Raw genomic sequence first — 25809 nt, 5'->3', positions numbered from 1 at the left:
ACGAACATGCGCACTGAACTCTACATCGACGGCAAGTGGGTGAAGCCCATAAAAGGCGGCACCAGCGACGTGATCAATCCGGCAACCGAGGAGGTGATCCAGCAGATTGCTTCGGCTGGTGCGGAGGATGTCGACATCGCGGTGAAAGCTGCTCGCCGTGCGTTCGACAAGGACGGCTGGCCGAAGCTTATGGGTGCGCAGCGAGCCAAGTACCTTCGTGCCATCGCGAACGGGATCCGTGCCCGACAGGCCGAAATCGCCCGTCTTGAGGTGCTCGACAACGGCAAGCCTTTTCCGGAAGCTGATTGGGACGTTGCCGATGCTGCCGGCTGCTTCGATTTCTACGCTGGGCTCGCTGAGCAGCTCGACAATAATCCCGAAGAGATCGTCGAGCTTCCGGATGACCGTTTCATCTCGAAGGCGGTCAAAGAGCCGATTGGCGTGGCCGGGGCGATCATACCGTGGAACTTCCCCTTGCTTATGGCAGCTTGGAAGGTGGCTCCGGCGCTTGCAGCTGGTTGCACCATGGTCCTCAAGCCAGCCGAGCTTACCTCGCTGACGGCGCTGGAACTTGCCGCAATTGTGGACGAGGCTGGTCTTCCGCCCGGCGTTCTCAATATCCTGACGGGATCGGGATCCGTTGCGGGCCAGGCGATCATCGATCACAAGGGCGTCGACAAGCTGGCCTTCACTGGGTCCGGCCCGGTCGGCTCGAAAATCATGGCTGCGGCTGCCCGCGACATCAAGCGCGTGAGCCTCGAGCTCGGTGGCAAATCTCCTTTCGTGGTGTTCGAGGATGCGGATATCGACGAGGCCGTCGAATGGGTGATGTTCGGCATTTTCTGGAACCAAGGCCAGGTTTGCTCGGGCACATCGCGCGTGCTCGTCCAGGACACCATTTATGATCGGTTCCTCGCTCGCCTCGTTGAAGAGACCAACAAGATCAAGATCGGCGACGGCCTCGAAGAGGGTGTTCTTCTTGGGCCGCTCGTCTCGAAGAAACAGCACGAGAACGTGGTCGCTGCGATCGAAAGCGCGCAAAAGGCTGGTGCCACCGTTGCATGCGGCGGCGAGCGTCCTGAAGGATTCGACAAGGGTTACTACCTGCAGCCGACGGTCCTGACAGACGTTCCGCTCGATAGCGATGCCTGGGTCGAAGAAATCTTCGGCCCGGTGGTGTGCGTCAGGGCGTTCAAGACGGAGGAGGAAGCCGTCGAGCTATCGAACGACTCTCGCTTCGGTCTAGGTGCTGCGGTCATGTCCAAGGATGACGTTCGCGCCGAGCGGGTGGCAGCTGCCTTCCGTGCCGGCATCGTATGGGTGAACTGCTCGCAACCGACGTTCACGGAGGCTCCGTGGGGTGGCTACAAGGAATCGGGCATCGGCCGCGAGCTCGGTCGCTGGGGCCTCGATAACTACCTCGAGACCAAGCAGATCACGAAGTACGTCACCAACAAGCCTTGGGGCTGGTATATCAAGTGAGGGCAGCGGCTGTGGCGACCGGAAACAATCTCGAACTGCTGCTCGTCCATTGCCAGGGCGAACTCGGCCACGTCCTGGTCGGTGGCGCTCCGGAAATCCCTGGCGCGACGATGCTCGACAAGATGAACCACATCAACAATGTCGACGACAGCCTCCGGCGCTTCGTGACGTTCGAGCCGCGGGCCAACGTAGCGATGTCTGTGAACCTCCTTGTCGTTCCGACGCGGCCGGACGCCGATGCAGGCTTCATCGTCCTGCAGGCGGACCGCGCCCATCCGATGTCAGGCAGCAACTGCATCTGCGTTGTGACGGCACTGCTTGAGACGGGCCGTGTGCCAATGGTCGAACCGGAAACGACGGTGAGGCTCGATACTCCCGCAGGACTGATCGTGGCTCGCGCCCGCTGCGAGGACGGCCGTTGCGTAGGCGTCAGTCTCGATAACGTGCCGTGCTTCGCAGAACTCCTTGATCACGAGATCGACACTTCCCAATGGGGCCGCATCAAGGTCGATATCGCCTTTGGCGGGGTCTACTACGCTCTCGTCGATGTCGGGCAGGTCGGCCTGAAAATCGTGCCGGACAACGCCCGGGAGCTCGCCGAGGCAGGCATCGAATTGAAGCGCCAACTCGCGCAGCAGGTGAAGGTGTCTCATCCAACATTGCCCGGCGTCGACGAGATTGCCTACGTGATGTTCCGCGACCAGGAGACGGACGGAGCGGTACGGACATGCACGACCCTTCAGCCCGGCCGCGTCGACCGTTCACCGTGCGGCACCGGAAGTTCGGCCAACCTCGCGACACTCCATGCGCGCGGTCTCGTCAGCGTAGGGGATGCCCGGACATCGCGTTCAATCATCGGCGGCGAGTTCAAAGCGGAAGCCATAGGTGAAACCGAAGTGGCTGGACGCAAGGCGGTGCTTCCACGGATCACGGGCAGAGGCTACGTCTATGGCAGTACCGAACTGCGGGTGTCGGATGATGATCCATTCAGAAGCGGGTTTGCTCTTTCCGATACCTGGGGGCCGCAGGTCGGGTTTTTGAAGTGAGGTGAGGGCATGAAGAGGGCACTTCAAGGACAAACAATTCTAGTGACCGGCGGATCCGGTGGCATAGGCGCTGCCATTGTCAGAAAGGTCGCGGACGAAGGAGGGCGACCCATCATTCACTTCGGACGCGACAGGAAGGGCGCCGAGGGCCTGTTGGCCGAAATCGGGGGAGACGGTTTCATTATCCAAGGTGACTTAGCGTCTGCCCAGGGTCCGTTCGAGCTTTGGTCAAAGGCGATCGAAGCGGCGGGACGAGTGCATGCTCTTGTCAACAATGCCGGTATCCGGACGGAAATATCGATTGATGCCTCATCGGACGAATGGAGAGCCGCCTGGCAGCGTGAGTTTCAGATAAACTTTTTCGCGGCCGCTGACCTTAGCAAGCAAGCCATTCTGCATTTCAGGGACCATGGTGGCGGTCGCATCATCAACATGGCGAGCCGGGCTGGGCAGCGCGGCTATGCCGCTGATGCAATGCCATACGGCACGACAAAAGCCGCGCTCGTCAATCTGACGAAATCTATCGCGCGAAGCTTTGGCGCAAATGGCGTGACCGCCGTCGCCATTGCGCCTGGCTGGGTGCGCACAGACATGGCGATGGACTTCATCAAAACGAACGGCAAGGCGGCGGCTGTCGCCGATATTCCGATCGGCGAAATGGCAGGACCGGCAGAGGTAGCCGAGCTTGTTGCGTTCGTGCTCAGGCCATCTCAGGTTTCTCTGAATGGTGCCACGCTGGACGTCAACGGCGGCAGCTATATTCGGTAGGGGAGAAGTTATGATGAAGCGTTTCGAAGACAAGGTTGCGGTTGTCACCGGAGCTGCCGGTGGCATCGGATCCGCCATCGCTCGACGCCTGGCGGCAGAAGGTGCGCTCGTCGTTGTCACTGACGTCAACGAGGCTGCGTGCAACGACGTGGTGGACCAGGTCAAGGCAGAAGGCGGTGATGCCGCGGCAATCGCGGCTGACATATCCAACAAGCAGGCATGCGCCGAGCTCATCCAGCGTTCCTTTGCCCTTGAGAAGAGAATCGACGTCCTCGTCAACAATGCTGGTATCAATCGTCGTGGCAACCTCCTGTCGCTCAGCGAAGAGGACTGGGATATCAGCTTCACGGTGAACTTGGACTCGATGTTCCATCTTTGCCGGGCGACGCTCCCGCTCATGGTCGCTGCCGGCGGCGGCGCGATCGTCAATACTGCTTCACAGTGGGGGCTCTATCCCGCGCCGAACCACATCGCCTACAACACCACCAAGGCAGCTGTTGCTGCATTCACGCAAAACCTTGCCCGCGATTTTGCCCCCGATAAGATCCGCGTGAACGCGATCTGCCCGGGTGAGATCCATACTCCGATGCTGGAAGCAGGCGTGAAGCGTTCCGGACGCACCATCGCCGATCTCGACAAGCTCGTGCCGATCGGTCGCATCGGGAAGCCGGAGGAAGTCGCCGCACTCGTTGCGTTCTTGGCGTCGGACGAGGCCGCTTTCATGTGCGGATCGCTTGTCGAGATAACGGGGGCTCAGGCTGTTGCCTGATTAACTCGAAGGCAATCGGCAGCACCATGCCTGCAGGTTCCACAGCAGTCGTTATGCACCGAAGTGCTGTTCCGTCAGAACACTTCAGCCGATTTTACTTAGGTGTCGCGAAATTTGATCTTGTAAGACGGCGCGGCGTTACACGATCTCTTACCAGCCAGATTTGCTGATCTTTTCCGCGCCTGCCAACCTCTCAGGCAAACAATCGTCTCACGATGTCGCGAGATCGTCCCGCTCCGACTGACCAGAGGAGCGTCCGTAAGGAATCTGTCCACTAACAGTTATTGGTTTTTTAATCTCAAAAGTGCAATTTTACGAAAACCTTTGGAGATAACCGATGTCATTCGCCTGTAATGCCAGCATCCGAATTAAAATTGTAGTCATGATCTTTGCGATCAGTCTATTGGCTGCAGGTAGCCTGGCTTATACGTCCCGGCAATTTGCTGAAGCCGATACCGAGTACACTCGATTCATTACCGGAGAATCTGAAGCCAACACGCATGTGGTGGCGGCGACGCGGCATCTTCAGTCGATCGCTTACCGGGCCTATCAACTGACAGCCTATATGCCAGATGCGAAGGATTTCGGCGACGTGGCGTCAAGCTACGACAAGAATGCACAACGGATGTTCGATCGCTTCGAAAAGGCAGCCCAGGCTTACCCGGACGGCCGAGGTCAACTGGACGAGTTCATCGGAAGCGCGCAGAAGATCAAAACTCTTCTCGACAAGGCTATTGTCGCCGCAAAAGGCAACCGCGACATGAATGCGCTTGCCGTCCTCGCGGCAGCCGATCCGGCAATCGATGAACTCTCGACCAACCTGAGAGAGTGGAATGACACGATGGAGGCAAATATTGCACAGAGTGTATCTTCGCTGTCGAAGCGGAACATGACCACCATCTACACGAGCGCTTTGATCCTTGCCTTGGCGATTATCGCGACCATTGCATTGTCGATGGTGCTCGCGTCGGTGTGGATCATCACACCGATTGCCCGTCTTCGCTCGAAAATGGCCAAGCTGGCTGACGGCGACCTTGCGGTCGAGATTGAGGAGAGCAGCAGACGTGACGAGATCGGCACGATGGCTCAAAGCGTGCTCATCTTCCGCGAAAATGCGCGGCGCCGCGTTGAGCTGGAGGAATCTGCAGGCGTGCAACAGGCCCTCTCAGAGAGCGAACGTAACGTGCGGGAGGCGGAGAAGGCAAGGCTGTCAAATGAGACTGATCGCGCCATTTCGGCTGTCGCTGATGCGCTTTCGAGACTTGCGCAGGGAGATATCACGCACCGTATCGAAGAGCCATTTTCTGGGAACCTCGATCGTATCCGCCACGATTTCAACGCCGCATCTGAAAATCTCGAAGAAATGCTGAAGGCAGTCGCGCAGAACGGTCGCTCGATCGAAGCAAGCGCCATGGAAATTCGCTCTGCCGCCGATGACCTAGCGCACAGGACAGAACAGCAGGCAGCATCGGTCGAAGAGACCGCCGCTGCGCTCGAAGAGATCACGACAACGACGCGCGATGCCACCTCCCGAGCGCAGGAAGCAGAGACGCTTGTCCAACAGGCGCGCGATGCCGCGCAAACGTCTGGAACTGTCGTTGACCGAGCGGTGACCGCCATGCGCGCAATTGAAAGCTCGTCAGGGGAAATCGGCAACATCATCGGTGTGATCGATGAGATTGCATTTCAGACCAATTTGCTGGCATTGAATGCCGGGGTGGAGGCTGCCCGCGCCGGCGAAGCCGGAAAGGGTTTTGCTGTTGTAGCCCAAGAGGTTCGCGAGCTTGCGCAACGCTCCGCCCAGGCTGCCAGAGAGATCAAAGCGCTGATAACGACCTCTGGCGAGCAGGTGAGGAGCGGTGTCGACCTTGTCGGTGAAACCGGTCTAACCCTTCGCGCAATTGTCGGTCACGTGGAAGAGATCAATACCCGCGTTCGCTCGATCGCATCTTCCGCCAGAGAGCAGTTGGTTGGACTGCAGGAAATCAGTGGAGCGATTGGAACGATCGACCAAACGACACAACGAAACGCCGCCATGGTGGAAGAATCGACGGCTGCAAGCCATGCCCTTTCAGGGGACATCAGAGCATTAAACGACCTCCTCAGTCAGTTCCACGTCAACGATGGGCAGCACCAAGAGAATAACGTGGTGGCGTTGAGAGTTGCGTGACCGCAAACATTCGGCTGCGTCAATGATCGAGGCGCGGCCGAATTCGGGGACTTCATGCGGAGCGCGATGGCGACAGCTTGAATACCGCAGCTGATCCCGCAACGACGAGGAAGACGCGGACGAGGTGGTGGAGGACCACGAAAGGAACCTCTATGCCGAGGGACAGCGCGATCAGGCTCATCTCGGCAACGCCGCCCGGAGAATAGGCGAGCACTAGGCCGATGAAGCGGTCTCCGGTCCATAGCGCGATCAGGAAGGCGAAGGCCAGCGATATGCAGAGCAACAGCGCTGTCGACCCGATCGAAAGGCCAATGACACGCACGATCAGGTTTGGCGGTGTTTTCACGAACCGGCAGCCGACTGTCGCGCCGATCACCACCTGCGCGGCGCCGAGGATGACGCTCGGGAGCTGGAAATCCGTAACGCCGAAGTAATGCAGCGCCGCCGAGACCGCCATCGGACCCATCAAGTAACGTGCCGGAAATCTCAGCAGCGTGCCGGCGGCTACGCCGATCGCCATGGCGGCAAGGAACCATAGGAGGTCCGGCAACTCCACGCTCGAAAGAGGAACGAAGCTTGAGCCGCTGCGCGAGATCACATGGCCGGTCACAAACTGGATTATGAAGGGGAGGCAGAGAACGACGAGGAAGATGCGGGCAGCATGGATCAGCGAGATCATCCGCTCGTCGCCGCCACGCTCCGCGCCGAGCGTCACCATCTCGACGAGCCCGCCGGGCATGGCCGAGAAAAAGGCAGTGGGATGATCGAAGCCCGCAATCTTCCGGAAATAGATATAGGCGGCCGCCCCGGCCGCCGCGATAAACACCGAGAGGCCGAGCAACGACACAATCCACACGCCGACATGGTCGAAGACCGACGGCGAAAAGGAGGCGCCTAGCATCACGCCAATGGTTGCCGTCATCCGCGGCCTGACGAACGGCGGCAAAGCCAGCGGCAGACCAAGCAGCGCGGCCAGTCCACAGGCAATCATCGCTCCGAGCAGCCAGGCCAGCGGCATATGCAAACGCCACATGATCCAGCCGCCAAGAGCGCCGATCAAAAGTGTCAAGGCGAGCTTGCCGATTGCCGGAAGGGTCATTTGGGGAGGCCGGCGTCGCTGTTCATCACATCCTGCGAATGGGTCACCTTGGGCGGCCCGTCGAAATAGGGGCTGACAAGCCGGCGCCATGCCTGGAAGTCATCCGAGTTCCTGAAATCGACCATGTGGTTGTCGATGGTTTCCCAGTTCACCAGAAGCCGATAGACCCCGGCATGCTCGATCACGCGATGCAGCTTTACGCCGTGGCAGCCCTTGGCGCGCAGGAACAGCGGGAAGGCTTTTGCCGCTCCAGCCTCGAATGCGGCTTCATCGCCAGTCTTTATGGTGATCTCGGCAACTTCAAGGATCATGGTCATAAGGCCTTGTGTTCGGCATCGATAGCGCGTTCTTCGCCCGTTGCGATCATCGTGCGGGTCGCGTCGATTGAAGCGTAGATCCAGAAGATCCGCATGGGCTCACTCTCAGAGGCATTGATGAAGCGATGGGGAATGTTGGCCGGTATCCAGGTCGTGTCGTTTGGGCCGAGTGGATAGCGCACGCCGTCTATCTCGGCGATCGCGTGGCCATCGAGCACCATGACGCTCTCTTCGCAATTGTGTTTGTGCAGGCCGATCGAGGCCCCGGGATCGAACGCCGTGATGCCGTTGATCATGCTCGTCGAGCCGCATTTGCGGGTCACGAGTGGCGTGGTGCGGGCACCGCCTCCGCGGTCGTTGGTCTTCAGGTTCGCCGGTCTCAGGATGGCGGGCTGTCCTGTCATTCTACGCTCCTTTTCAATCGGACACTTATGGCTGTCTCCGCCATAGCGCACGGTTCTGATGAAGGCCCGAGGATTGCCGTGAGATCGCGCGGAGCCCCAACAGCCGGATCAATGCGCTCATGGCGCAGCCAAAAATTTGTTGGATTTAAGCGACTTAAAATGCAATATGCATTCGATTGTCAAGAGGAAAACGCCATGCAAGCCGAGTGGTCACCAGCGCAATATTTGAAATTCGAGGATCACAGGACGCGGCCGGCCTCAGACCTGTTGGCGCGTGTGCCGCATGCGAATTGTTCGTCCGTCGTGGATATTGGCTGCGGACCTGGAAACTCCACAGAATTGCTAGTGGAAAGGTTTTCCACTGCGCAGGTGAGCGGCATCGACTCGTCTCCAACCATGATCGAAGCCGCGAAAAAGCGCTTGCCGAATGTCAGTTTCGAGGTTGCCGACATCGAAGACTGGCAGCCTGCTTCAACTCCCGATTTGCTTTTCGCCAATGCGGTTTTGCAATGGGTGCCCAATCACAGGTCGTTGTTCCCGCGGCTGGCGTCATATCTCTCGTCAGGAGGGATATTTGCAGTTCAAATGCCGGACAATCTTGATGAGCAAACGCATGTTTGCATGCGCCGGGTTGCGCAAGATCCCCGCTGGAAGGACCGTCTTGCGAGTGCGGACGGCGACAGGACACCCATCGAGACGGCCTCGACATACTATGAGACGTTGAAGGCGTCTTGCCGTCGAGTGGATGTATGGCAAACGACGTACTTTCATCCACTCGCAAACCTGGACGGAATTGTTGAATGGTTCAAGAGCACCGGCCTCTTGCCGTACCTGTCCAGGTTGGATGGGGTTGAGCAGAGCGCGTTCCTCGAAGTTTACCGCCAACTTCTCTCTCAGCACTATGTCGAAGCCGCTGACGGATCTGTCCTCCTTCCGTTCCCTCGATTGTTCATCGTGGCGACGAAATAGAAATTGGTTTTTTCCGACCAGTTTCTGCAAAACCAGGAGGTCGGCGGTTTTCCTGACGGACCGTTTTACGGTAATATCTGTCATTTCGAGCGCACCCGCTCTCTCGTTTAAGGTATGATATGGCCGCCAGTCCGCTTGCACAAACGATCGCAAATGAAATTACTCTCCTTGTCACCTCAGGGGAGATTGGGGCCGGAGAACACCTTCGAGCTCAGCATATTGCCGACCGCTTCGGCGTCTCCCGACAGCCGGTCAGGGACGCATTTCAAATTCTCTCGGATCAAGGACTGGTCGAACTCAAGGAAAACCGTGGCTTCTTCGTCAAGGAATCGACCGTTGGCATTGTAGAGCCTGTAAGCGATGAGGCACAGCCGTTTGAAGTCGCTAACGATTACCAGCGTCTGGCCGAGGACTGGCTTACGGACAAAATTCCCGCTGAGGTCACGGAATTGATGCTGCGTGAGCGTTACAAGCTGACCAAAGCCCAGTTGAACGACATCCTCATGCGAGCTGCTCGTGAAGGCTGGGCCGAACGCAAGCAGGGTTACGGTTGGCGCTTTCTTCCCGTTGCCAAAACTGTGGAAGCTTTCGAGCAAATTTATCGGTTCCGCATGCTCATCGAGCCCGCGGCGATGCTTGAGCCGGAGTTCCGGCTCGATCGCGCGATCATTGATGAGCAGCGGCGCATTCAGACACGGATGTTAGAGACTGACATCGAGCGGCTTCCAGCCGAGCGGCTTTTGCACAACGGTGCGCTCTTTCACGAAGAGCTGATCAAGATGTCCAATAACCCGTTCTTCCACCTGTCGCTGGTTCGCGTGAACCGCATGCGGCGCCTGCTCGAATATCGGTCGCGGGTCGATCGCAGCCGCACCGTGCGCCAGTGCCAGGAGCATCTCGCGATTCTGGATCTCTTGCAGCAGGGCGAGATCGTCGAAGCCTCCTTTGCTATGCGCCGGCACCTCGGCGGCGCCCTGTCGAAAAAGTCCCCAATTACATGGTCTTGGTCCCAGCATTCCCAGGAAAAGCAATCCGAGTGAATTTTTCGATTGCATTTTAGCGCCGGAAAAGCCAATAATCTCTCGTGACATTCAGCGACGTATCCGTGCGTCGCTCTCATGGGAGAGCAATCAATGAAGATCTTTGTGACGCCGTGCGACGGCATCGGCCCGGAAATCACCGCCGCGACGATGGAGGTGCTGAAGGCGACCGATGCTGCCTTCTCGCTCGGGCTCGACTATCATTTCGAAGACACCGGCTTTGTGAGCCTCGAAAAGTTCGGCACCACGCTTCGCGACGAAACCATCGAGCGTGCCCGCACCTTTGATGGCGTCATTCTCGGACCTCAGTCGCACATGGATTATCCGGCGCGCGACAAGGGCGGCGTCAACGTTTCGGCTGGCTTCCGCGTCAAGCTTGACCTCTATGCAAACGTCCGGCCGGCGCGCTCGCGTCCGTTCCTCAACGATGCCAAGAAGATGGACCTCGTCATCATGCGCGAGGCGACGGAAGGGTTTTATCCCGACCGCAACATGTATGCCGGCACGGGCGAGTTCATGCCGACGCCGGATGTCGCTCTGTCGGTCCGCAAGATCACGGCATCGGCCTGCGAGCGCATTGCGCGCCAGGCCTTCATCCTTGCTATGAAGCGCAACAAGAAGGTGACGGCTGTTCACAAGGCGAACAACTTCATCCTGACGGATGGCCTGTTCCTGCAGCAGGTTCGCAAGGTTGCGGCCGAGTTTCCGGAAGTCACGCTCAACGAGTTCATCATTGATGCGATGGCTGCCCATCTGGTGCGCGATCCCTCGCGCTTCGACGTGATCGTTGCGACGAACTTCTATTCCGACATCCTGTCCGACCTCGCCAGCGAGCTTTCCGGCAGCCTCGGTCTTGCCGGTTCGATCAACGCCAATGCCGAGACCGGCCTTGTCTGCGCCCAGGCACAGCACGGTTCTGCACCGGATATCCAAAACCAGAATATCGCCAACCCGACCTCGCTCATCCTCTCCGTCGGCATGATGCTGAGCTGGCTCGGTGAGCAGCGTGGCCTGCCGCAGTTTGAAGCCGCCGGCGCGGAAATCGAAAGGGCGGTCGACGAAGTTCTCGCAAACCCGGCCACCCGCACACGCGACCTTGGTGGCAACGTCAACACGGACGCATTCGGTTCGGCGGTTGCCAAGGCAATCCGCGGTAGTGGCGAGAAAGTGTCCGCAGTCGCTTAAGGCTATCGGATAAAGACGGCCAAAAAGCCAAAAATATATCCAAGGGCGGATAGTCGTCCTTGGATGGTCGCCCGGAGGAGCGTTCAGCGCGGGCACAACATGGGAGAAGAGCATGAACACGAAGACAGTTCGAAGCCTTGCCGCTGCAACCGCGCTACTTGGCTTCTCGGCAATCTCTGCGGGGGCGCAGGACGTCCCGGCCGGTTATCCTGCCGACTACGCCGCCATCATCGAGGCGGCGAAGAAGGAGGGCACGGTTTCGATCTACACTTCAACCGACGCCGCCCAGTCACAGAAGCTGCAGGATGCCTTCACGGCAAAATACGGCATCAAGATCGCCTATAACGATCTTGGCACCAATGGCGCCTACAACCAGGTGATTTCGGAAGCCGCGGCAAGCCAGGTTACCGCCGATGTGGTCTGGAGTTCTGCGATGGATCTGCAGATGACCCTGATCCAGGACGGGTACGGCGTCGAGTACAAATCTCCCGAAGCCTCTCATCTTCCCCAGTGGGCGAACTACAAAGACACGCTTTATGCCACGACGATCGAGCCAATCGGCGTGATCTATAACACCAAAGCGCTGACCGAAGATAAGCTCCCGAAAACCTATGCCGATCTCATCACCTTCCTGAAGGACAACAAGGGCGAGCTGCAGGGCAAGGTCGCGACCTTCGACCCGGAAAAGAGTGGTTCCGGCTTCCTCAACCATTCGAACGACGCGAAGAACCGTCCCGATTTCTGGGATCTCGCCAAGGCAATGGGCGAAGATGGCGTAAAAATCTATTCCAGCTCCGGCGGCATGAAGGAAACCGTTGTTTCCGGCGAAAACGTCATCGCCATCAACATTATCGGCTCCTATGCGCTCGACTGGGTCAAGGAAAGCCCGAATCTCGGGGTGCACTTCGCGACCGACTATACGCCGGCTTTCTCGCGTCTTGCCCTCGTGACCAAGGGCGCGCCGCATCCGAATGCCGCCAAGCTCTTCGTGGATTTCATGCTGTCCAAGGAAGGTCAGTCGATGTTGGCCGAAGGCGGGCTGCCTTCGGTGCGTGAAGACGTGACCGCCGGCCTCAATATCAAGACGCTCAACGAGCGTGTCGGCGGCGGCCTGAAGCCGATCGCCGTCGATGAAGGCGTGCTCGAATACATGGACCAGATGAAGCGCGTTCAGTTCCTGAACGACTGGAAGGCCGCGCTCGGTCGCTGATGTCTCTTCTGCTGCGGCGCGTATGGTCGCGCCGCAGCTTCGATTTCCCTTGTGAGAGGCGATTATGTCTACCCATGCACAAGCGCCGGCAGCCCTTCCGATGACGAAGGCGGCGGCCGAGAAAAAATACCCTGCGAAGATGCCGCGTCATGGAAACGCGAATATCTATCGCACCGTTGTCATCGGTCTGTTGGCGCTTGCTGTCCTGGCCCCCGTCGGATTGATCATCTACCAAAGCTTCCTGTCGGCTGCCTTCTTCAGCCCACGGGCGAAGCTCGGTCTCGATGCCTACCGTTACGTCTTTTCCGACAAGAATTTCTACAAGGCGCTGGGCACGACCGCCGTCTTCTCTTTTGGCATGGTGGCGATCGCCGTGCCGCTCGGCGGGCTGCTCGCCTTCCTGATCACCCGCACGGATATCAAGTGCAAGCGGCTGCTCGAGATCCTCGTTCTTGTGCCGATGTTCATTTCGTCGATCGTTCTTGCCTTCGGCTATACCGTCTCTGTTGGCCCGACCGGTTTCGTGTCGCTGTTCGTTCGGGGGGTGATCGGCTTCGTTCCATGGAACATCTACAGCCTGCCGGGCATGATCGTCATCGCTGGTTTGAGCCACGTTCCGCATGTCTATCTCTACGTGTCGGCATCGATGCGCAATCTGCCATCCGATCTGGAAGAAGCTGCTCGCACCACTGGAGCATCGATCTGGCAAGTGTCGCGCGACGTGACGCTTCCGATGGTTTTGCCATCGCTGATCTTTGCGGCTTCGCTCAATATTCTGCTGGGCTTTGAGACCTTCGGCATTCCGCTCGTACTGGGTGATCCGAACGGCATTATGGTCCTCACAACTTATATCTACAAGCTCACGACCCTGTTCGGCACGCCGACTTACCAGCTGATGGCCGTTGTTGCCGTCGTCCTGATCCTGATCACGCTGCCGCTCGTCTGGATGCAACGCCGCCTACTGCGTAATGCACGAAAATTCGTTGCGATGGGTGGCAAAGGTGCCCGTGTGGCAACCCTGAAGCTCGGGACCGGAGGACAGGTGATCGCCTTGTCGATCATTGGTTTCTGGATGTTCGTTTCCGTCATCCTGCCGATCGGTGGCATTGCGGTGCGTGCTTTTGTCGATGCCTGGGGTGAAGGCGTGAACCTCTTTGCCCATCTCACCCTGGCGAATTTTGACCACTTGCTTGAAGTGCCGAGCCTGCTGCGGGGCATCATCAATACCGTCCTCTTGTCGGTTGTTGGCGGCGCCGTTGCGGTTGGCATCTATCTGATGGTCGGCCTTGCCGGACACCGGAACTGGGGCGCATCAAACACGCTGCTGGACTATATCGTCCTTCTGCCGCGTGCCCTCCCGGGCCTCGTCATTGGCCTTGCCTTCTTCTGGGTCTTCCTGTTCGTGCCCCTCTTGACGCCGCTGCGTCCGACTCTGGTCAGCATCTTCGTCGCCTATGTGGTGGTCGGCTTGTCCTACGGGCTCAGGCTCCTGCAGAGCACCTTGCTGCAAGTTGCGCCGGAACTCGAGGAGTCGGCTCGCACGACTGGTGCCACCATCGGCCGCACATGGAAGGACGTCGTCATCCCGATCGTTCGTCCTGGTCTGGCCGGCGCCTGGGCGCTGATCATGATCATCTTCCTTCGCGAATATGCGACAGGTGTCTACTTGATGGGTGCCGGCACCGAAGTCATCGGCTCGCTGATGGTCTCGCTTCTGCAGACCGGCGCCATGAACACGATCGCAGCCCTTTCCCTCATCAGTGTTGTCTTGACCGGCGCAGGCCTCGCACTCGCCCTTAGACTGGGAGCAAAAATCCATGACTGAACTCGTCGTCAACAATGTCCAGAAGTGGCTGGGCGGCCTGCAGATCCTGAAGGGTGCCTCCTTCACCGCCGAGCGTGGCTCCATCGTCGCCCTGCTTGGTGCCTCCGGCAGCGGCAAGACCACGCTGTTGCGCTGCATCGCCGGTCTGGAACAGCCGGAAATCGGCACCATCGTCATCGGTGGCAAGACAGTTCTCGATGGCGACAAGAAGCTGGCGCTGCCGCCCGAGCAGCGCAATATCGGCCTTGTCTTCCAGAGCTATGCGCTGTGGCCGCACCGCACCGTCAAGGAAAACGTCGGCTACGGCCTGAAACTGCGCAATGTCTCGCCGGCCGACATCGGCAAGCGGGTGCAGGCAATCCTTGACCGGATGGGTCTCGGCCATCTGGCCGACCGGTATCCGTCGCAGCTCTCGGGTGGCCAGCAGCAGCGTGTGGCGATCTGCCGGGCGCTGGTCTATGAGCCGCGCGTGCTGCTGCTTGACGAGCCGCTGTCCAACCTCGACGCCAAGCTGCGCGAAGAGGCCCGCTACTGGATCCGCAAGCTGATCCTCGACCTGCAGATCTGCGCCATCCTGGTGACCCACGATCAGGGCGAGGCGCTGGCTGCCGCCGACAACATCCTGTTGCTGCAGGATGGCCGCATCGTCCAGCAGGGCGGACCGCAGGAGATCTATTCCAACCCGAACAGCTTCTATTCCGCCGACTTCCTCGGCGCCAACAACATCGTCAGCGGCAAGGTCCAGACAGTCGACGGCAAATCAGCCGTCATTGGCGGCAACGGTTGGTCCCTGAATGGCACCGTGCGAGAAGCGGCCGGCCTCGGCCAGTCGCAGGATGCCCGCGCTGTCATCCGCGTCGAGCAGATCAAGGTCAGCGACACGCCAGCAACCGACGGCATCGAGATGCAGCTCGATGACAGCATCTATCTGGGCGATCGCTGGGAATATCGCCTCAGCCGCGGTGATTTCGTTGCCAAGGCGCATGGCACCAAGCGCATGGCGACAGGCAAGGTCTGGGCACAGATTCCGCAGGAAAGCATCTGGGTGTTCTCCGGCGCTCAGAAGTGAGTGCCCTTCCCGGCGGCCGTTCGTCCTCCCGGATGGCCGCCACTCTTTCTCTGGTGATCCCATGAACCGTCCCCGTATCGCGCTCATCCACGCAACCACCATCGCCATTGATCCGATCAAGGCCGCATTCGCATCCTCCTGGCCGCAGGCGGAGCCGATCAATATTCTCGAAGACAGCCTCTCGCCGGATCGCGCCAAGGTGGCTGACATCACCGAAGCGCTGACCGATCGGATCGTGGCCCTGACGAAATATGCACGCTCCACCGGCTGCGAGGCCGTGCTTTTCACCTGCTCCGCGTTTGGGCGGGCGATCGAGCACGCCGCAACGACGGTCGATATCCCGGTCCTGAAACCTAATGAGGCGATGTTTGAGGCCGCGATCCGCAATGGGGGCCGCACCGCGATGCTCTACACCTTCCCCCCGGCGCGGGAGGGCATGGAGGTGGAGTTTCGCGAGGAGGCGGACCGACTGAAGGTTTCGGCGGATATCGAAAGCATTCTTGTCGATGGCGCCATTGAGGCGGTGAAGGCAGGGGATGTCGAAACTCATAACCGGCTGGTGGCGGAGGCAGCTGCGAAGCTCGAAGGCTTCGACGCGATCACGCTTGCCCATTTCTCGACGGCGCGCGCGCTGAAACCGGTGCAGGACGTCACGGATATTCGGGTTTTGACAAGCCCGGATGCCGCCGTCGCCAAACTGAAACATCTGCTGAAGGCTTGAGGTCTCATCATGTTGCTCGGCGTTATTGCTGACGATTTTACCGGGGCGAGCGATATCGCCAACACGATCTCCAAGGGCCTCCCCGGTCAGGGCGGCCTGAAGACCGCGCAGTTTCTTGGTATCCCTTTCAAGGATGCGCCCGTCGATATCGAGGCGGGAGTTGTGTCGTTGAAGAGCCGGTCGATCCCGGCGGAACAGGCAATCGAACAATCGCTGGCGGCGCTTACCTGGCTGCTGGCCCAAGGCTGCCGGCAGATCGTCTTCAAATATTGCTCCACGTTCGATTCCACGCCGGAAGGCAATATTGGCCCAGTAGGCGAAGCGCTCGCCAAGGCGCTCGGCGTTAAGGGTGTGGTGGCATGCCCAGCTTTTCCGGGTGCAGGCCGTACCGTCTATATGGGCCACCTTTTCGTGAAGGATCGGCTGCTGAATGAATCGGGCCTGCAGAACCATCCGCTCAACCCGATGACCGATCCGGACATCCGCAGATGGCTGACGCGACAGACGGCGGGCAAGGTTGGCCTCGTGACGCAGGCGACCGTACGAAAGGGGGCGGACGCGGTTCGCGACGCGCTCGACGCGGCTTCCTCCGCCGATGAAACGCTCGTCATCGTCGATGCCACATCTGACGACGATCTTGTCACCATCGGCACGGCCATTGCCGGTCACCGGCTGGTCACCGGGGGATCGGGCATCGCCATCGGTCTCGGCGCCAATTTCATCCGCGGAGGCCTCGCAAAAGGCAATTCCGGTGGCTCCGTCGGCATGGAAGGGCCGGAAGCGATCCTCGCCGGCAGCTGCTCCGGCGCGACCAGGGAGCAGGTGGAAATTCACAGCCGCAACCACCCCAGTCTTCCGATCGACGTGCATTCCATCATGACCGGCGAGACCACCGCAGACACGCTGCTGGACTTCCTGATCCATCATCGTGGCAAGGCCCCGCTCGTCTATTCCTCCGGCACGCCGCAGGAGGTTGGCGCCTTGCAGGAGCGTTACGGCCGGCAGGTTGTTGCGGATCGGTTGGATGCTCTTTTTGCCGAGACCGCGCAGAAGCTTGTGGCATCGGGGACCCGCCGCCTTGTTGTCGCCGGCGGCGAAACATCCGGCGCGGTCGTTTCCGCCCTCGATCTCGGGGCGCTGACGATCGGTCCGGAAATCGATCCCGGCGTGCCGGTGCTTCTATCGGGTGGCGATCAACCGATCGCGCTTGCGCTGAAGTCCGGAAACTTCGGTGCGCCTGATTTCTTCACGAAAGCATTGGAAAGGCTGGCCGGCCGATGATGTCAGAAAGCAAGACCCGCGAGCATATCGTCCGGCTGTCGAAATCGCTGTTCGATCGCGGCTTCTCGGTCGGTTCCGCCGGCAATATCAGCGCCGCCGTCGAGGATGGCATCCTGATGACGCCGACAAATTCGTGCCTTGGCTTTCTCGATCCGGCGCGGATCAGCAAGCTCGATCACAACGGCAACCACCTGTCCGGCGACAAGCCGTCCAAGGAAATCTTCCTGCACCGGGCATTCTATGAAACCCGCCAACAGACCGGCGCAGTCGTCCATCTTCATTCCACCTATGCAACGGCGCTGTCCTGTCTTCAGGACACCGACCCGGAAGACTGCATCCCGCCTTTGACCCCCTACGTCGTCATGCGTGTCGGCCGCGTTCGGCTGATCCCCTATGTGCGCCCCGGCGATGAAAAGGCGGGCGATCTTATCCGCGAACTCAAAGGCGCCTATGCCGCCGTGCTGCTGGCCAATCATGGGCCTGTGGTCACGGGCAAGGATATCGAGTCCGCCGTCTACGCCAGCGAGGAACTCGAGGAGACCGCCAAGCTGCTGGTCATGCTGCGTGGTGCGCCCGTCAGGATGTTGACGAACGACAATGTTCAGGAACTGAAAGCCGTTTTCGGCGAAGGACTTAAATCATGAAAACTGCCGATCTGGTCGACGCATTCGGTGACGACGTTTCCTTCTGCGACCTGCCCTTCTTCAAGCTTGGACAGAAGAGGATGTTTTCGGGCGAGATCGAGACCGTCAAATGCTTCGAGGATAATGCGCTTCTGAAGGCGGAACTGCAGAAGCCGGGTCGCGGCCGGGTGATGGTTGTCGATGGCGGTGGCTCCACGCGACTCGCCCTGCTCGGTGACCAGATCGCCCTGATCCTCAAGCAGAATGATTGGGCCGGTATCGTCATCAACGGTTCCGTGCGCGATAGCGCCGAGATCGATGCCATGGATGTCGCGGCCTTCTGCCTCGCAATGTCGCCCAAGAAGTCGTCCAAGGATGGTGTTGGAAAGGTGTCTGTGCCCGTCACTTTCGGCAACGTCACGTTCCGGCCGGGCGAATATCTCTATGGCGACAGCGACGGCATTCTGGTCGCCGCCAAGCGTCTCGATGCGGAACGCGGGTGAAACGACGCCATGACCGCAATTGCCAATATCACCGCCGGTTCGTCACGCTACGACATCATAGACCTGCCCGCCGAGGCGGGGGATGCGCTGGCGCGGCTGCCCTACATCCACCGCATCTTGCTCGAAAACGTGTTGCGCACGGCAGGCGAGGAGGCGGATGCCGCGAAACAGGCGATCCTTGACTGGCTGGAAACCGGGACGAGCGAGCGGGAAATCCCGTTTCTGCCCGGTCGCGTCCTGATGCACGACACGACATGCGGTCCCGCGCTGGTGGATATCGCCGGCATGCGTTCGGCCCTCGCCGAAGCTGGCGGCGATCCGGCGCTTCTGAACCCCGTCGTTCCGGTCGATGTTTCCACCGACCATTCCATAGGGGTTGATGTGTTCGGTGAAGCCGGCGCGTTAGAGCGCAACATGACACGCGAGTTCCAGCGTAACGCGGAACGCTATCGCTTCATGAAATGGGCAACCAACACGCTAGATGATTTCCGGGTGCATCCGCCCGGCACGGGCATCATGCACACCCTCAATCTCGAAAAACTGGCGACAGTAGTGGCGACCCGCGAAAGCGACGGCCGGCACTGGGCGATGCCGGATACGCTGATCGGGACGGACAGCCACACGCCGATGATCAACGGAATCGGCGTTCTCGCCTGGGGCGTTGGCGGTCTGGAAGCCGAAAGCGTTTTCTTCGGCAAGCCGGTTGCCCTGCGCGTTCCCGATGTCGTGGGCGTGCGGCTTACGGGACGGCTGAAAGAGGGCGTGCTGGCAACGGATCTCGCGCTTGTCGTGACGCATATCCTGCGCAAGACCGATCTGCAAGACAAGTATGTCGAGTTCTACGGCCCCGGCGTCTCGACACTGACTGCGGGCGACCGTTCCGTTGTTGCAAATATGACGCCGGAATTCGGCGGCAACAGCGGCTATTTCCCGATCGATGAAAAGACGCTTGCATATCTGCGCGCAACGGGTCGCACCGAGCAGCAAATTGATCTCGTCGAGAGCTATTGTCGTCGCGTCGGGCTGTGGTTCGATCCGGATACCGCGCCGCGCTACACGAGCACGATCGAGATCGAGCTTACCAGTGTCGAGCCCAGCCTGGCAGGACCAACTCGCCCACAGGACAGGTTGCCGGTGAGCGGCACGAAAGCGGCCATCGCTTCGATGAAGAAGAATGCGATCTCCATCCCGGACCAGCCGAATGACGGTGCGGTAGCGATCGCGGCCATCACCAGCTGCACCAACACATCCGACCCGAGACTGGTGATCGCGGCTGGGCTGCTGGCTCGAAAGGCTCGCACCTACGGCCTGCGGCCACCGCATTGGGTCAAGACCTCGCTCGCCCCTGGCTCACCGACGGCGGAGCGTTATCTGCGCCGGGCCGGTTTGCTCGAAGATCTGGAAGCTGTCGGTTTCGGCATCGTGGGTTATGGCTGCACGACCTGCATAGGCAATTCCGGTCCACTGACGGAGCCGATCAGCAAAGCAATGACAGAACGCGGCATCCTCCCTGTCGCCGTCCTCTCCGGAAACCGGAACTTTCCGGGCAGGGTTCATCCCCAGCTCGAAGCCGGATTCTTGGCGTCACCGCCCATGGTGATCGCCTTTGCTCTGGCCGGGACCGTCGAGATCGACATCATGAGCGACGCCATCGGTTATTCATCGGATGGCGAAGCTGTCACGCTGGCAATGCTCTGGCCGCAAAGCGCGGAGATCGACGACGCTCTTGCGCTCGCAACCGACAGCAACGATGTCACGCCGGCCTATGCCGAAGCAGAAGCCAGTCGAATGTGGCGGGACCTCGATGCGCCCGAAACAACGCTTTTCCCATGGGATGATACATCAACCTACATTCGCCGGCCTCCCTTCGCCAGGTTCGGCGAAGGCAGCCTGCTCGGACACTACACGGCCCATCCGTTGCTCGTTCTCGGCGATGATATCACGACGGATCATATCTCGCCCGCCGGCGCGATCCCGGCGGCAAGCGAAACAGGCGTGTACCTGACCGCGATGGGCGACAATCCGAAGGACCTTAATGTCTACGCCTCCAGGCGCGGCAACTGGGAAGCCATGGCCCGCGGACTGTTCACCAACAGGGCCGTGCGCAACACTCTGGGAGACAATATTCCTCCAGGCTCCACCATCCACTGGCCATCGCAGGAGATCCTGCCCCTATGGGATGCGGCACAACGATACGCCGCGGAACGTCAGCGCGTCGTCATCGTTGCCGGCGATCGATACGGAATGGGCTCTTCACGGGACTGGGCGGCCAAGGGGGTTTCGCTCCTAGGTGTCTGTGCCGTCCTTGCCCTGAGCTTTGAGCGCATCCATCGTTCCAATCTTATCGGGATGGGCATATTGCCGATGCGGCTCCCTCCGGAGTTCGGGTCGACAGCGCTCGATCTCAAATCAGGGCACACTCTGGAAATCGACGCCGAGATCGACCGCGTTTTCCCTCGGAGCCCGATCCCCGTGACGATCCGGCGCGCCGGCCGCGGAGATCTCTCCTTCGTGGCAACAGCCGCAATTGAGACAATGGCGGAGGTGGAGACGCTGAAAGCCGGTGGAATACTGCCTCTGATTGTACGTGATAAGATTAATATATCTATGCGGATGGCGGAGCATCGGACTTTAAGCGTTTAACGATCGCCGGTCACGCATCCACGGATTTTAATTACGGGTCAACGGTTTACATCCATCGAGGCGCTGGTCGTCAAGAATCGCATAAGCGCACTGATGGAACTAAGTTATTGGAATAGCAAGTTAATATCCCCTAGGATTTTAGGAGCCAGCTACTACTTCGTGGCAAAGCAATAGCGCGTCTCTCATATGCGGAGCAACGTCAAGCTCGTCTGCGCCTGTCCGTAGCCATAATAGAACGTCGTCCGCTGTCCTACTAAGGCGAACAGCGCGTGCGTTGCTTGCAACGGTAATCCTGAGCGGAGGAATGCAATATCGAGTTTCCTCGGCCGTCCAGGCAACCGGTCAGGCTTCGCCCGCGCCGCTCGTTACTTAGCGCCCAGACACCAGCTATTTTTGAGCGAACGCGACAAAAATTCGATGAACGCTCTTGTCTTGGCCGGGATCATTCGCCCCGGCGGTAAAACGATAAACACGCCAAAGTCGGCATCACCCGCCCAGCCGTGGAGAACTTCCTCAAGTTGTCCCGACTTCGTCTGATTGTCGACGAGCCAATCCGGAACGAGAATGATGCCCGCTCCCTGCACCGCGGCCACAAGGAGTAGCTCCGAGTTGTCAGAGACATGAGGCCCCTGTGGTCGGATCGATGCCTTCGTTCCATCCTTGGCCAGCGGCCAATCCGGCCAGGAACCGGGCCAGCGATAATGGGCTCCGCGATCGGAATGGACGATTGGCCGTTCCGCAGCGTCGGTCACGGTCTCGATGGCGGCGTCCAGCATGGTATTGACCAAGGCTCGCATCTGGTTGCGTTCCAATCGACCAACTGATGACCATGCCGTCGAAGCAGTTGATGATAGGAGAAAGGTACACCTTCCCGGCTGGAATCTGGAACTCGGTGATGTCTGTCAGCCATTTCACGTTCGGCGCTTCTGCATGGAAGTCCCGATTGATCAGGTTTTCGGGTGCCGGACTGATTTCTCCCAGATATGATCCGAAACGCCGTCGACGCGGTCTGGCGACGACCAACTGCTCTTGCTTCATCAACCGCTGCACAACCTTTTCCGAGATTATTACGCTCCGCTTGGCCAGCGACGCCTGTAGTCTGCGATAGCCATAGCAACGACGGTTCTCTTCAAAGATTTCCGCAAGGCTGTGCCGGACGGCCGCATACTTGTCTGCCAGACAAATGTGCGTGCGATGGTAAAAATAGGAGCCTGGGGCAATTCGCAGCTGGGCGAGTAGTTCTCGCAAGCGATAAAGTTCCTTAAGGGCGTCGATCAGCTGTGTCTTCTCCCGATTACTCAGGATCTGCAGATCGACGCCCAGGTCTTTTTTTATGAGTTCGTTGGCCTTCTTCAGGAGATCATGCTCGAGTTGCAACTGGCGAACATCACGCTGGAGAGCTTCAAGCTTTCGCTCGAGCTCCTCACGTTCAGGCACCTTGGAGTTTGCTTTGCGGCGTTTCATGTATGATGGGGCCTCATGACCGAGAAGCTGGTCCTTCCAGCTGTACAATGTCGGCCGCGAGACGCCCAGCCGGTCAGCGACCTGTTGAGCGCTTTCATCTCCACTGCATAGCCCGATGACCCCAGCTTGCCGGACCTCGTCGGAATAGCCAGGGCGCCACGATCGCCCGACCAACGATGTTCGCGTCTCGGGAAATGCCTCCCGAACCCATGCGGTCAGTGTCCCTCGTCCGGGATAGCCAAGTGCCCTCATCGTCGCAGAGATGCAACGATCGTGGGTGCGAAAGTGCTCAAGTGCCGCCTGCCTCTGAGCCTCGGAATATTTTTGGCACTCGCGCTACCGGCTGAGTACGCAGGTCGAGATGCTGTACGTACTCGCGGTACCAGCCCCTCAGCGCATTCTTGGTGGGATATCCCAGCTGGCGAATGGTCGCCTTAACCCGCTTGCCAAGCCTGATGTAAAGCTCAACGGCTCGAAGTCTGTCTGCGTAGGAATACATGAACTACCTCCTTGGTGGTCCAAGTTTTCGTCCGCATCCCCAACGCTTTCCCCCTACAGAGCACTTGGGTCAAACGCGGCCGTGAACAGAAGCGCCGTCGCATACATGCCAAGGCCGAAGACGGAGTGTCCCACGACACTCTTCAGCCGTGCCACGTTGGGCTTTGGCGTCTTGGATGCCGCCACGCCCATGCCCATACCGGGCATTATGATGAAGTAGGGCGCGACGAGGAGGCCAATCGCCAGGATCATCGGCGGAAGGATTGTCGGTTGTTTCAACCATTCCGCACCCAAAGATCTGCAAGTAGCAGGCCATATCCGCTGCCTATGACGTAATGTGCTGTCCACCCGATTGCGCTTTCGCCCCGAACGGAGCGGCTTTGGTCATGTTCTCCTGGATCAATTGCCCTTTGAGCATATTGCCGATCCAGCGACCGACCATTGCCCAGTTTGTCGCCGGAGCATTGAAAATGCCGCTGCAATAGGAAGGCCCACAGATCAAGTATTGCTGTGCCGCCGACGCCTATTCCCCCAGCTTTCAAGACGATCTCAATTTCGGTAGCCAATATATGCCTCCATTCGCTATTTGAATGCCTCACGGCACCATAGTCTTTTGTCCCGCTATCGAGCGGAGCCACATGCAGGCAGAGGCGCCACAAGCGCGGTGACAGTTCGCCCGGCAGGTCCTGCCGGTGCGAGGGAAACCAATGAAAACCAGGTGACCTTGCGGCTAGGCCTGCACCTGAAGCTCTGTCACCATTCCAGACTCCATATGACCCATGTGATGACAGTGGAACATCCATGGTGCGGCTTCGCCGGCATCGAATGCGATGGTAACCACGCTCATCGGCGGCACATGGAGGGTGTCGCGCAACGCACCTGCGATGCGCCGCATGCCGACACCGACGACCTGAAAGACATGGCCGTGCAGGTGCATGGGATGCGCCATCATGGACATGTTGTGGAAAGTCATTTCCACCCGCTCGCCGGTGCGGACCGGGAGGGGAGTATGATTGCCCCAGCTCTGCCCGTCTATTGTCCACCGATAGGGAATCATCGAGCCACCGAGCATAACATTGTGACGTCGAGCGACTTCCCGCGGTGCCAACGGTGTCACCGCGCGCAATGCTGCTTCCTGGGCGAGATCACCAGAGAAGGCCGGATGTTCCGTGTCCGACACGCCGGCAATACGGGCGATGGACGTGCCTGCGGCCGCAAGGATAACGCCCGTCCGTTCCCTTGCACCTTCCCGTAGGCAAAGCACAGGCAGCGCAGACCTGTCCGCCGGCATGTCGATTTCGATGTCGAGCCGCTGGGCCGGTGCAAAGCCGAAGCGGCTTGCTTCATGTGGCACGCAGTCTTCGCCATCAGTGGCGACGAGCCGTCCGCGCACGGCCCCGAGGTCGATCCAGAAGGAAGTCATGGCCGAGGCGTTCACCGCGCGCAGGAGAACCCGCCCACCGCGGTCGACCCGCACCACCTCGGGGTCGTCGAGCGTGCGATCGTTGGCCAGATAAGCGTCAAAGTCGAAATCGTTCAGGTCCATCTTCATGGACCCCATCCCCATCATTCCGCCCATGCCCTGCATATTATTATTGCCCATCATGCCGGACACTCCCGGCATAGCTCCCGATTCCCGTGCATCGCCATGGCCCATCGTGGCATGGTTCATGCCCGCTCCACCGGTTACTTCCCTGAGCACGTCATCAGGCGCCTTGAACGAGAAGTCGTGCAGGAACAACACCACTTCTTGCCGATCAGCGGCGAGATCGGCCGAAGAACGCACGATCAGCGGTGCGGCCAGAAGACCGATCTCCTGTGCCGGAATATGGCTGTGCATCCAGAAGGTGCCGGGCCGTGCGACGTAGTCGTAAGCACGCGTTTCGCCTGGCACCAGCATCGGGTTGGTGTTGGGTACGCCGTCCTGTGCATTGGGCGGAATCTGGCCATGCCAATGCACAATCGTCTCTCTGTCTAGCGCGTTGGTCAGATCGACGCGGAAGCGCTGCCCAGGGTCGAGCGTCAGACCGAGACCGCCCTGCGCATTGACAAGCCCCATGACAGTGGCCGCGCGTCCCCCAACCTCGATCGTGCGCTGGGTGGCGGTGAGCGTGATCGCATCGGGGGCCGCTCGAACGCGGGCAGGCAAGACCAACGCAGCAGATGCCGCTGTGGAGCCTGCAAGAAAACCGCGGCGTGAAATAAGATGTGTCATTGGTCAAACTCGATTCTTTCTCGGCATCGGACTGACGCGGGTTCAAGGTTTGAACCCTTATGACAGGCCGCAAGAGGCGCGGCACAAAGGGCGTCAGTCTGGCTTGCCGAGTAACTGGACGAGCGAGGTTACCAGCAGAACGATCAGGGTCACGATGCCGCCGAAGAACAAAAGCATGGCGAGTGGCCCGAACAGCATCATCCAACCCATTCCATTCCCCATGCCTGTTATGGGGGATATCCCGCTAAAATTCGCCTGCCCCATAAACGAGGGGACCGGACCGTAAGTATGGAACAGAAACATTATCGCAATGCCAGAGAGCAGTAAGAGGATCGCAATCGTTGCCAGTTTTGCCCTGCGTGTCATAGTTTTCTCCAAAGGGTTTTCGCTGTTGTTGTTGGCGACCATCTGGCCCGAATAATGTCACTTAAGTTTTTCAGTGCAGCGCCTTTTTGTGACAAAGTGTTACAGGGACGCACTTAGACAAAACCTGTTTCATCTTTTTCCG

22 protein-coding genes and 2 pseudogenes are annotated in these 25809 nt (G+C 59.3%); 16 read left to right on the top strand and 8 right to left on the bottom strand.

Annotated features, from left to right (window positions below):
- Positions 1 to 6: 6 nt before the first annotated feature.
- The 5 genes from ACIK7D_RS24165 (at position 7) to ACIK7D_RS24145 (ending at position 6235) form a co-directional block, all read left to right on the top strand.
- Positions 7 to 1482 carry an aldehyde dehydrogenase family protein gene (locus ACIK7D_RS24165; protein ID WP_400157646.1) on the top strand — a complete coding sequence of 492 codons (1476 nt, stop codon included), beginning with the start codon at positions 7 to 9 and terminating at the stop codon, positions 1480 to 1482.
- A gap of 11 nt (positions 1483 to 1493) precedes the next feature.
- Complete coding sequence (locus tag ACIK7D_RS24160; protein ID WP_400157645.1) at positions 1494 to 2528, top strand: proline racemase family protein; 1035 nt, start codon at positions 1494 to 1496, stop codon at positions 2526 to 2528.
- 9 nt (positions 2529 to 2537) lie between these two features.
- The gene (locus ACIK7D_RS24155; protein ID WP_400157644.1) at positions 2538 to 3296 is read left to right on the top strand and encodes an SDR family NAD(P)-dependent oxidoreductase; all 759 of its coding nucleotides are present in this window, start codon (positions 2538 to 2540) and stop codon (positions 3294 to 3296) included.
- 13 nt (positions 3297 to 3309) lie between these two features.
- Positions 3310 to 4065 (top strand): SDR family NAD(P)-dependent oxidoreductase, encoded by a 756-nt coding sequence (locus tag ACIK7D_RS24150; RefSeq protein ID WP_400157705.1) that lies wholly within the window; start codon positions 3310 to 3312, stop codon positions 4063 to 4065.
- Between the two features lie 337 nt (positions 4066 to 4402).
- A complete protein-coding gene (locus ACIK7D_RS24145; RefSeq protein WP_400157643.1) occupies positions 4403 to 6235 on the top strand; it encodes a methyl-accepting chemotaxis protein in 1833 nt (610 codons plus the stop codon).
- 52 nt (positions 6236 to 6287) lie between these two features.
- On the opposite strand, the gene ACIK7D_RS24140 is transcribed toward ACIK7D_RS24145, so the two are convergent.
- Genes ACIK7D_RS24140 through ACIK7D_RS24130 form a run of 3 tightly spaced genes read right to left on the bottom strand, consistent with a single transcriptional unit; the run spans position 6288 to position 8055 of the window.
- Positions 6288 to 7334: an AbrB family transcriptional regulator gene (locus tag ACIK7D_RS24140; RefSeq protein WP_400157642.1), complete on the bottom strand. Its 1047-nt coding sequence runs from the start codon at positions 7332 to 7334 to the stop codon at positions 6288 to 6290.
- Entirely contained in the window at positions 7331 to 7651 is a 321-nt protein-coding gene (locus ACIK7D_RS24135; RefSeq protein ID WP_400157641.1) for an antibiotic biosynthesis monooxygenase family protein, read from the bottom strand. Before ACIK7D_RS24135 ends, ACIK7D_RS24140 begins: the two co-directional genes overlap by 4 nt.
- Entirely contained in the window at positions 7648 to 8055 is a 408-nt protein-coding gene (locus ACIK7D_RS24130; RefSeq protein WP_400157640.1) for a cupin domain-containing protein, read from the bottom strand. Before ACIK7D_RS24130 ends, ACIK7D_RS24135 begins: the two co-directional genes overlap by 4 nt.
- Before the next feature lie 195 nt (positions 8056 to 8250).
- Between ACIK7D_RS24130 and tam the strand changes: the two genes are divergently transcribed.
- The 11 genes from tam to acnA all read left to right on the top strand — a co-directional run bounded on the left by tam (position 8251) and on the right by acnA (position 21124).
- Positions 8251 to 9024, top strand: coding sequence for a trans-aconitate 2-methyltransferase (gene tam, locus ACIK7D_RS24125; protein WP_400157639.1), 774 nt, complete (start codon positions 8251 to 8253; stop codon positions 9022 to 9024).
- 119 nt (positions 9025 to 9143) lie between these two features.
- Complete coding sequence (locus ACIK7D_RS24120) at positions 9144 to 10064, top strand: GntR family transcriptional regulator (RefSeq protein ID WP_400157638.1); 921 nt, start codon at positions 9144 to 9146, stop codon at positions 10062 to 10064.
- Between the two features lie 93 nt (positions 10065 to 10157).
- Entirely contained in the window at positions 10158 to 11249 is a 1092-nt protein-coding gene (locus ACIK7D_RS24115) for an isocitrate/isopropylmalate dehydrogenase family protein (protein WP_400157637.1), read from the top strand.
- A 112-nt stretch (positions 11250 to 11361) separates the two neighbouring features.
- Complete coding sequence (locus ACIK7D_RS24110) at positions 11362 to 12459, top strand: ABC transporter substrate-binding protein (protein WP_400157636.1); 1098 nt, start codon at positions 11362 to 11364, stop codon at positions 12457 to 12459.
- Between the two features lie 64 nt (positions 12460 to 12523).
- The gene (locus ACIK7D_RS24105; protein WP_400157635.1) at positions 12524 to 14284 is read left to right on the top strand and encodes an ABC transporter permease; all 1761 of its coding nucleotides are present in this window, start codon (positions 12524 to 12526) and stop codon (positions 14282 to 14284) included.
- Positions 14277 to 15353, top strand: a complete 1077-nt coding sequence (locus ACIK7D_RS24100; RefSeq protein WP_400157634.1) for an ABC transporter ATP-binding protein — start codon at positions 14277 to 14279, stop codon at positions 15351 to 15353. The genes ACIK7D_RS24105 and ACIK7D_RS24100 overlap by 8 nt, the downstream gene beginning before the upstream one ends.
- Before the next feature lie 61 nt (positions 15354 to 15414).
- Positions 15415 to 16074, top strand: coding sequence for an aspartate/glutamate racemase family protein (locus ACIK7D_RS24095; RefSeq protein ID WP_400157633.1), 660 nt, complete (start codon positions 15415 to 15417; stop codon positions 16072 to 16074).
- A 9-nt stretch (positions 16075 to 16083) separates the two neighbouring features.
- Positions 16084 to 17355 (top strand): 3-oxo-tetronate kinase, encoded by a 1272-nt coding sequence (gene otnK, locus ACIK7D_RS24090; protein ID WP_400157632.1) that lies wholly within the window; start codon positions 16084 to 16086, stop codon positions 17353 to 17355.
- Complete coding sequence (otnC, locus tag ACIK7D_RS24085) at positions 17355 to 17999, top strand: 3-oxo-tetronate 4-phosphate decarboxylase (RefSeq protein ID WP_400157704.1); 645 nt, start codon at positions 17355 to 17357, stop codon at positions 17997 to 17999. Before otnK ends, otnC begins: the two co-directional genes overlap by 1 nt.
- A complete protein-coding gene (rraA, locus tag ACIK7D_RS24080) occupies positions 17996 to 18481 on the top strand; it encodes a ribonuclease E activity regulator RraA (RefSeq protein ID WP_400157631.1) in 486 nt (161 codons plus the stop codon). Before otnC ends, rraA begins: the two co-directional genes overlap by 4 nt.
- Before the next feature lie 9 nt (positions 18482 to 18490).
- Positions 18491 to 21124, top strand: a complete 2634-nt coding sequence (acnA, locus tag ACIK7D_RS24075; RefSeq protein ID WP_400157630.1) for an aconitate hydratase AcnA — start codon at positions 18491 to 18493, stop codon at positions 21122 to 21124.
- A 365-nt stretch (positions 21125 to 21489) separates the two neighbouring features.
- On the opposite strand, the gene ACIK7D_RS24070 is transcribed toward acnA, so the two are convergent.
- From ACIK7D_RS24070 to ACIK7D_RS24050, 5 genes and pseudogenes are all read right to left on the bottom strand, one after another.
- A complete protein-coding gene (locus tag ACIK7D_RS24070) occupies positions 21490 to 21765 on the bottom strand; it encodes a LysR substrate-binding domain-containing protein (protein ID WP_400157703.1) in 276 nt (91 codons plus the stop codon).
- A 45-nt stretch (positions 21766 to 21810) separates the two neighbouring features.
- Positions 21811 to 23087, bottom strand: a pseudogene (locus tag ACIK7D_RS24065) (IS3 family transposase); the annotation flags it as partial.
- A gap of 53 nt (positions 23088 to 23140) precedes the next feature.
- Positions 23141 to 23889, bottom strand: a pseudogene (locus ACIK7D_RS24060) (DUF2938 family protein).
- Entirely contained in the window at positions 23817 to 25301 is a 1485-nt protein-coding gene (locus ACIK7D_RS24055) for a multicopper oxidase family protein (protein WP_400157629.1), read from the bottom strand. The pseudogene ACIK7D_RS24060 and the gene ACIK7D_RS24055 overlap by 73 nt, the downstream one beginning before the upstream one ends.
- 93 nt (positions 25302 to 25394) lie before the next feature.
- The gene (locus tag ACIK7D_RS24050) at positions 25395 to 25667 is read right to left on the bottom strand and encodes a hypothetical protein (protein WP_400157628.1); all 273 of its coding nucleotides are present in this window, start codon (positions 25665 to 25667) and stop codon (positions 25395 to 25397) included.
- Between the last annotated feature and the right edge of the window lie 142 nt (positions 25668 to 25809).

The sequence above is a fragment of the Agrobacterium sp. P15N1-A genome, assembly GCF_044626815.1.
Taxonomy (GTDB): domain Bacteria; phylum Pseudomonadota; class Alphaproteobacteria; order Rhizobiales; family Rhizobiaceae; genus Agrobacterium; species Agrobacterium leguminum.
Note: the sequence above shows the minus strand (reverse complement) of the source record. Positions and strands in the feature narration are given on the sequence as shown.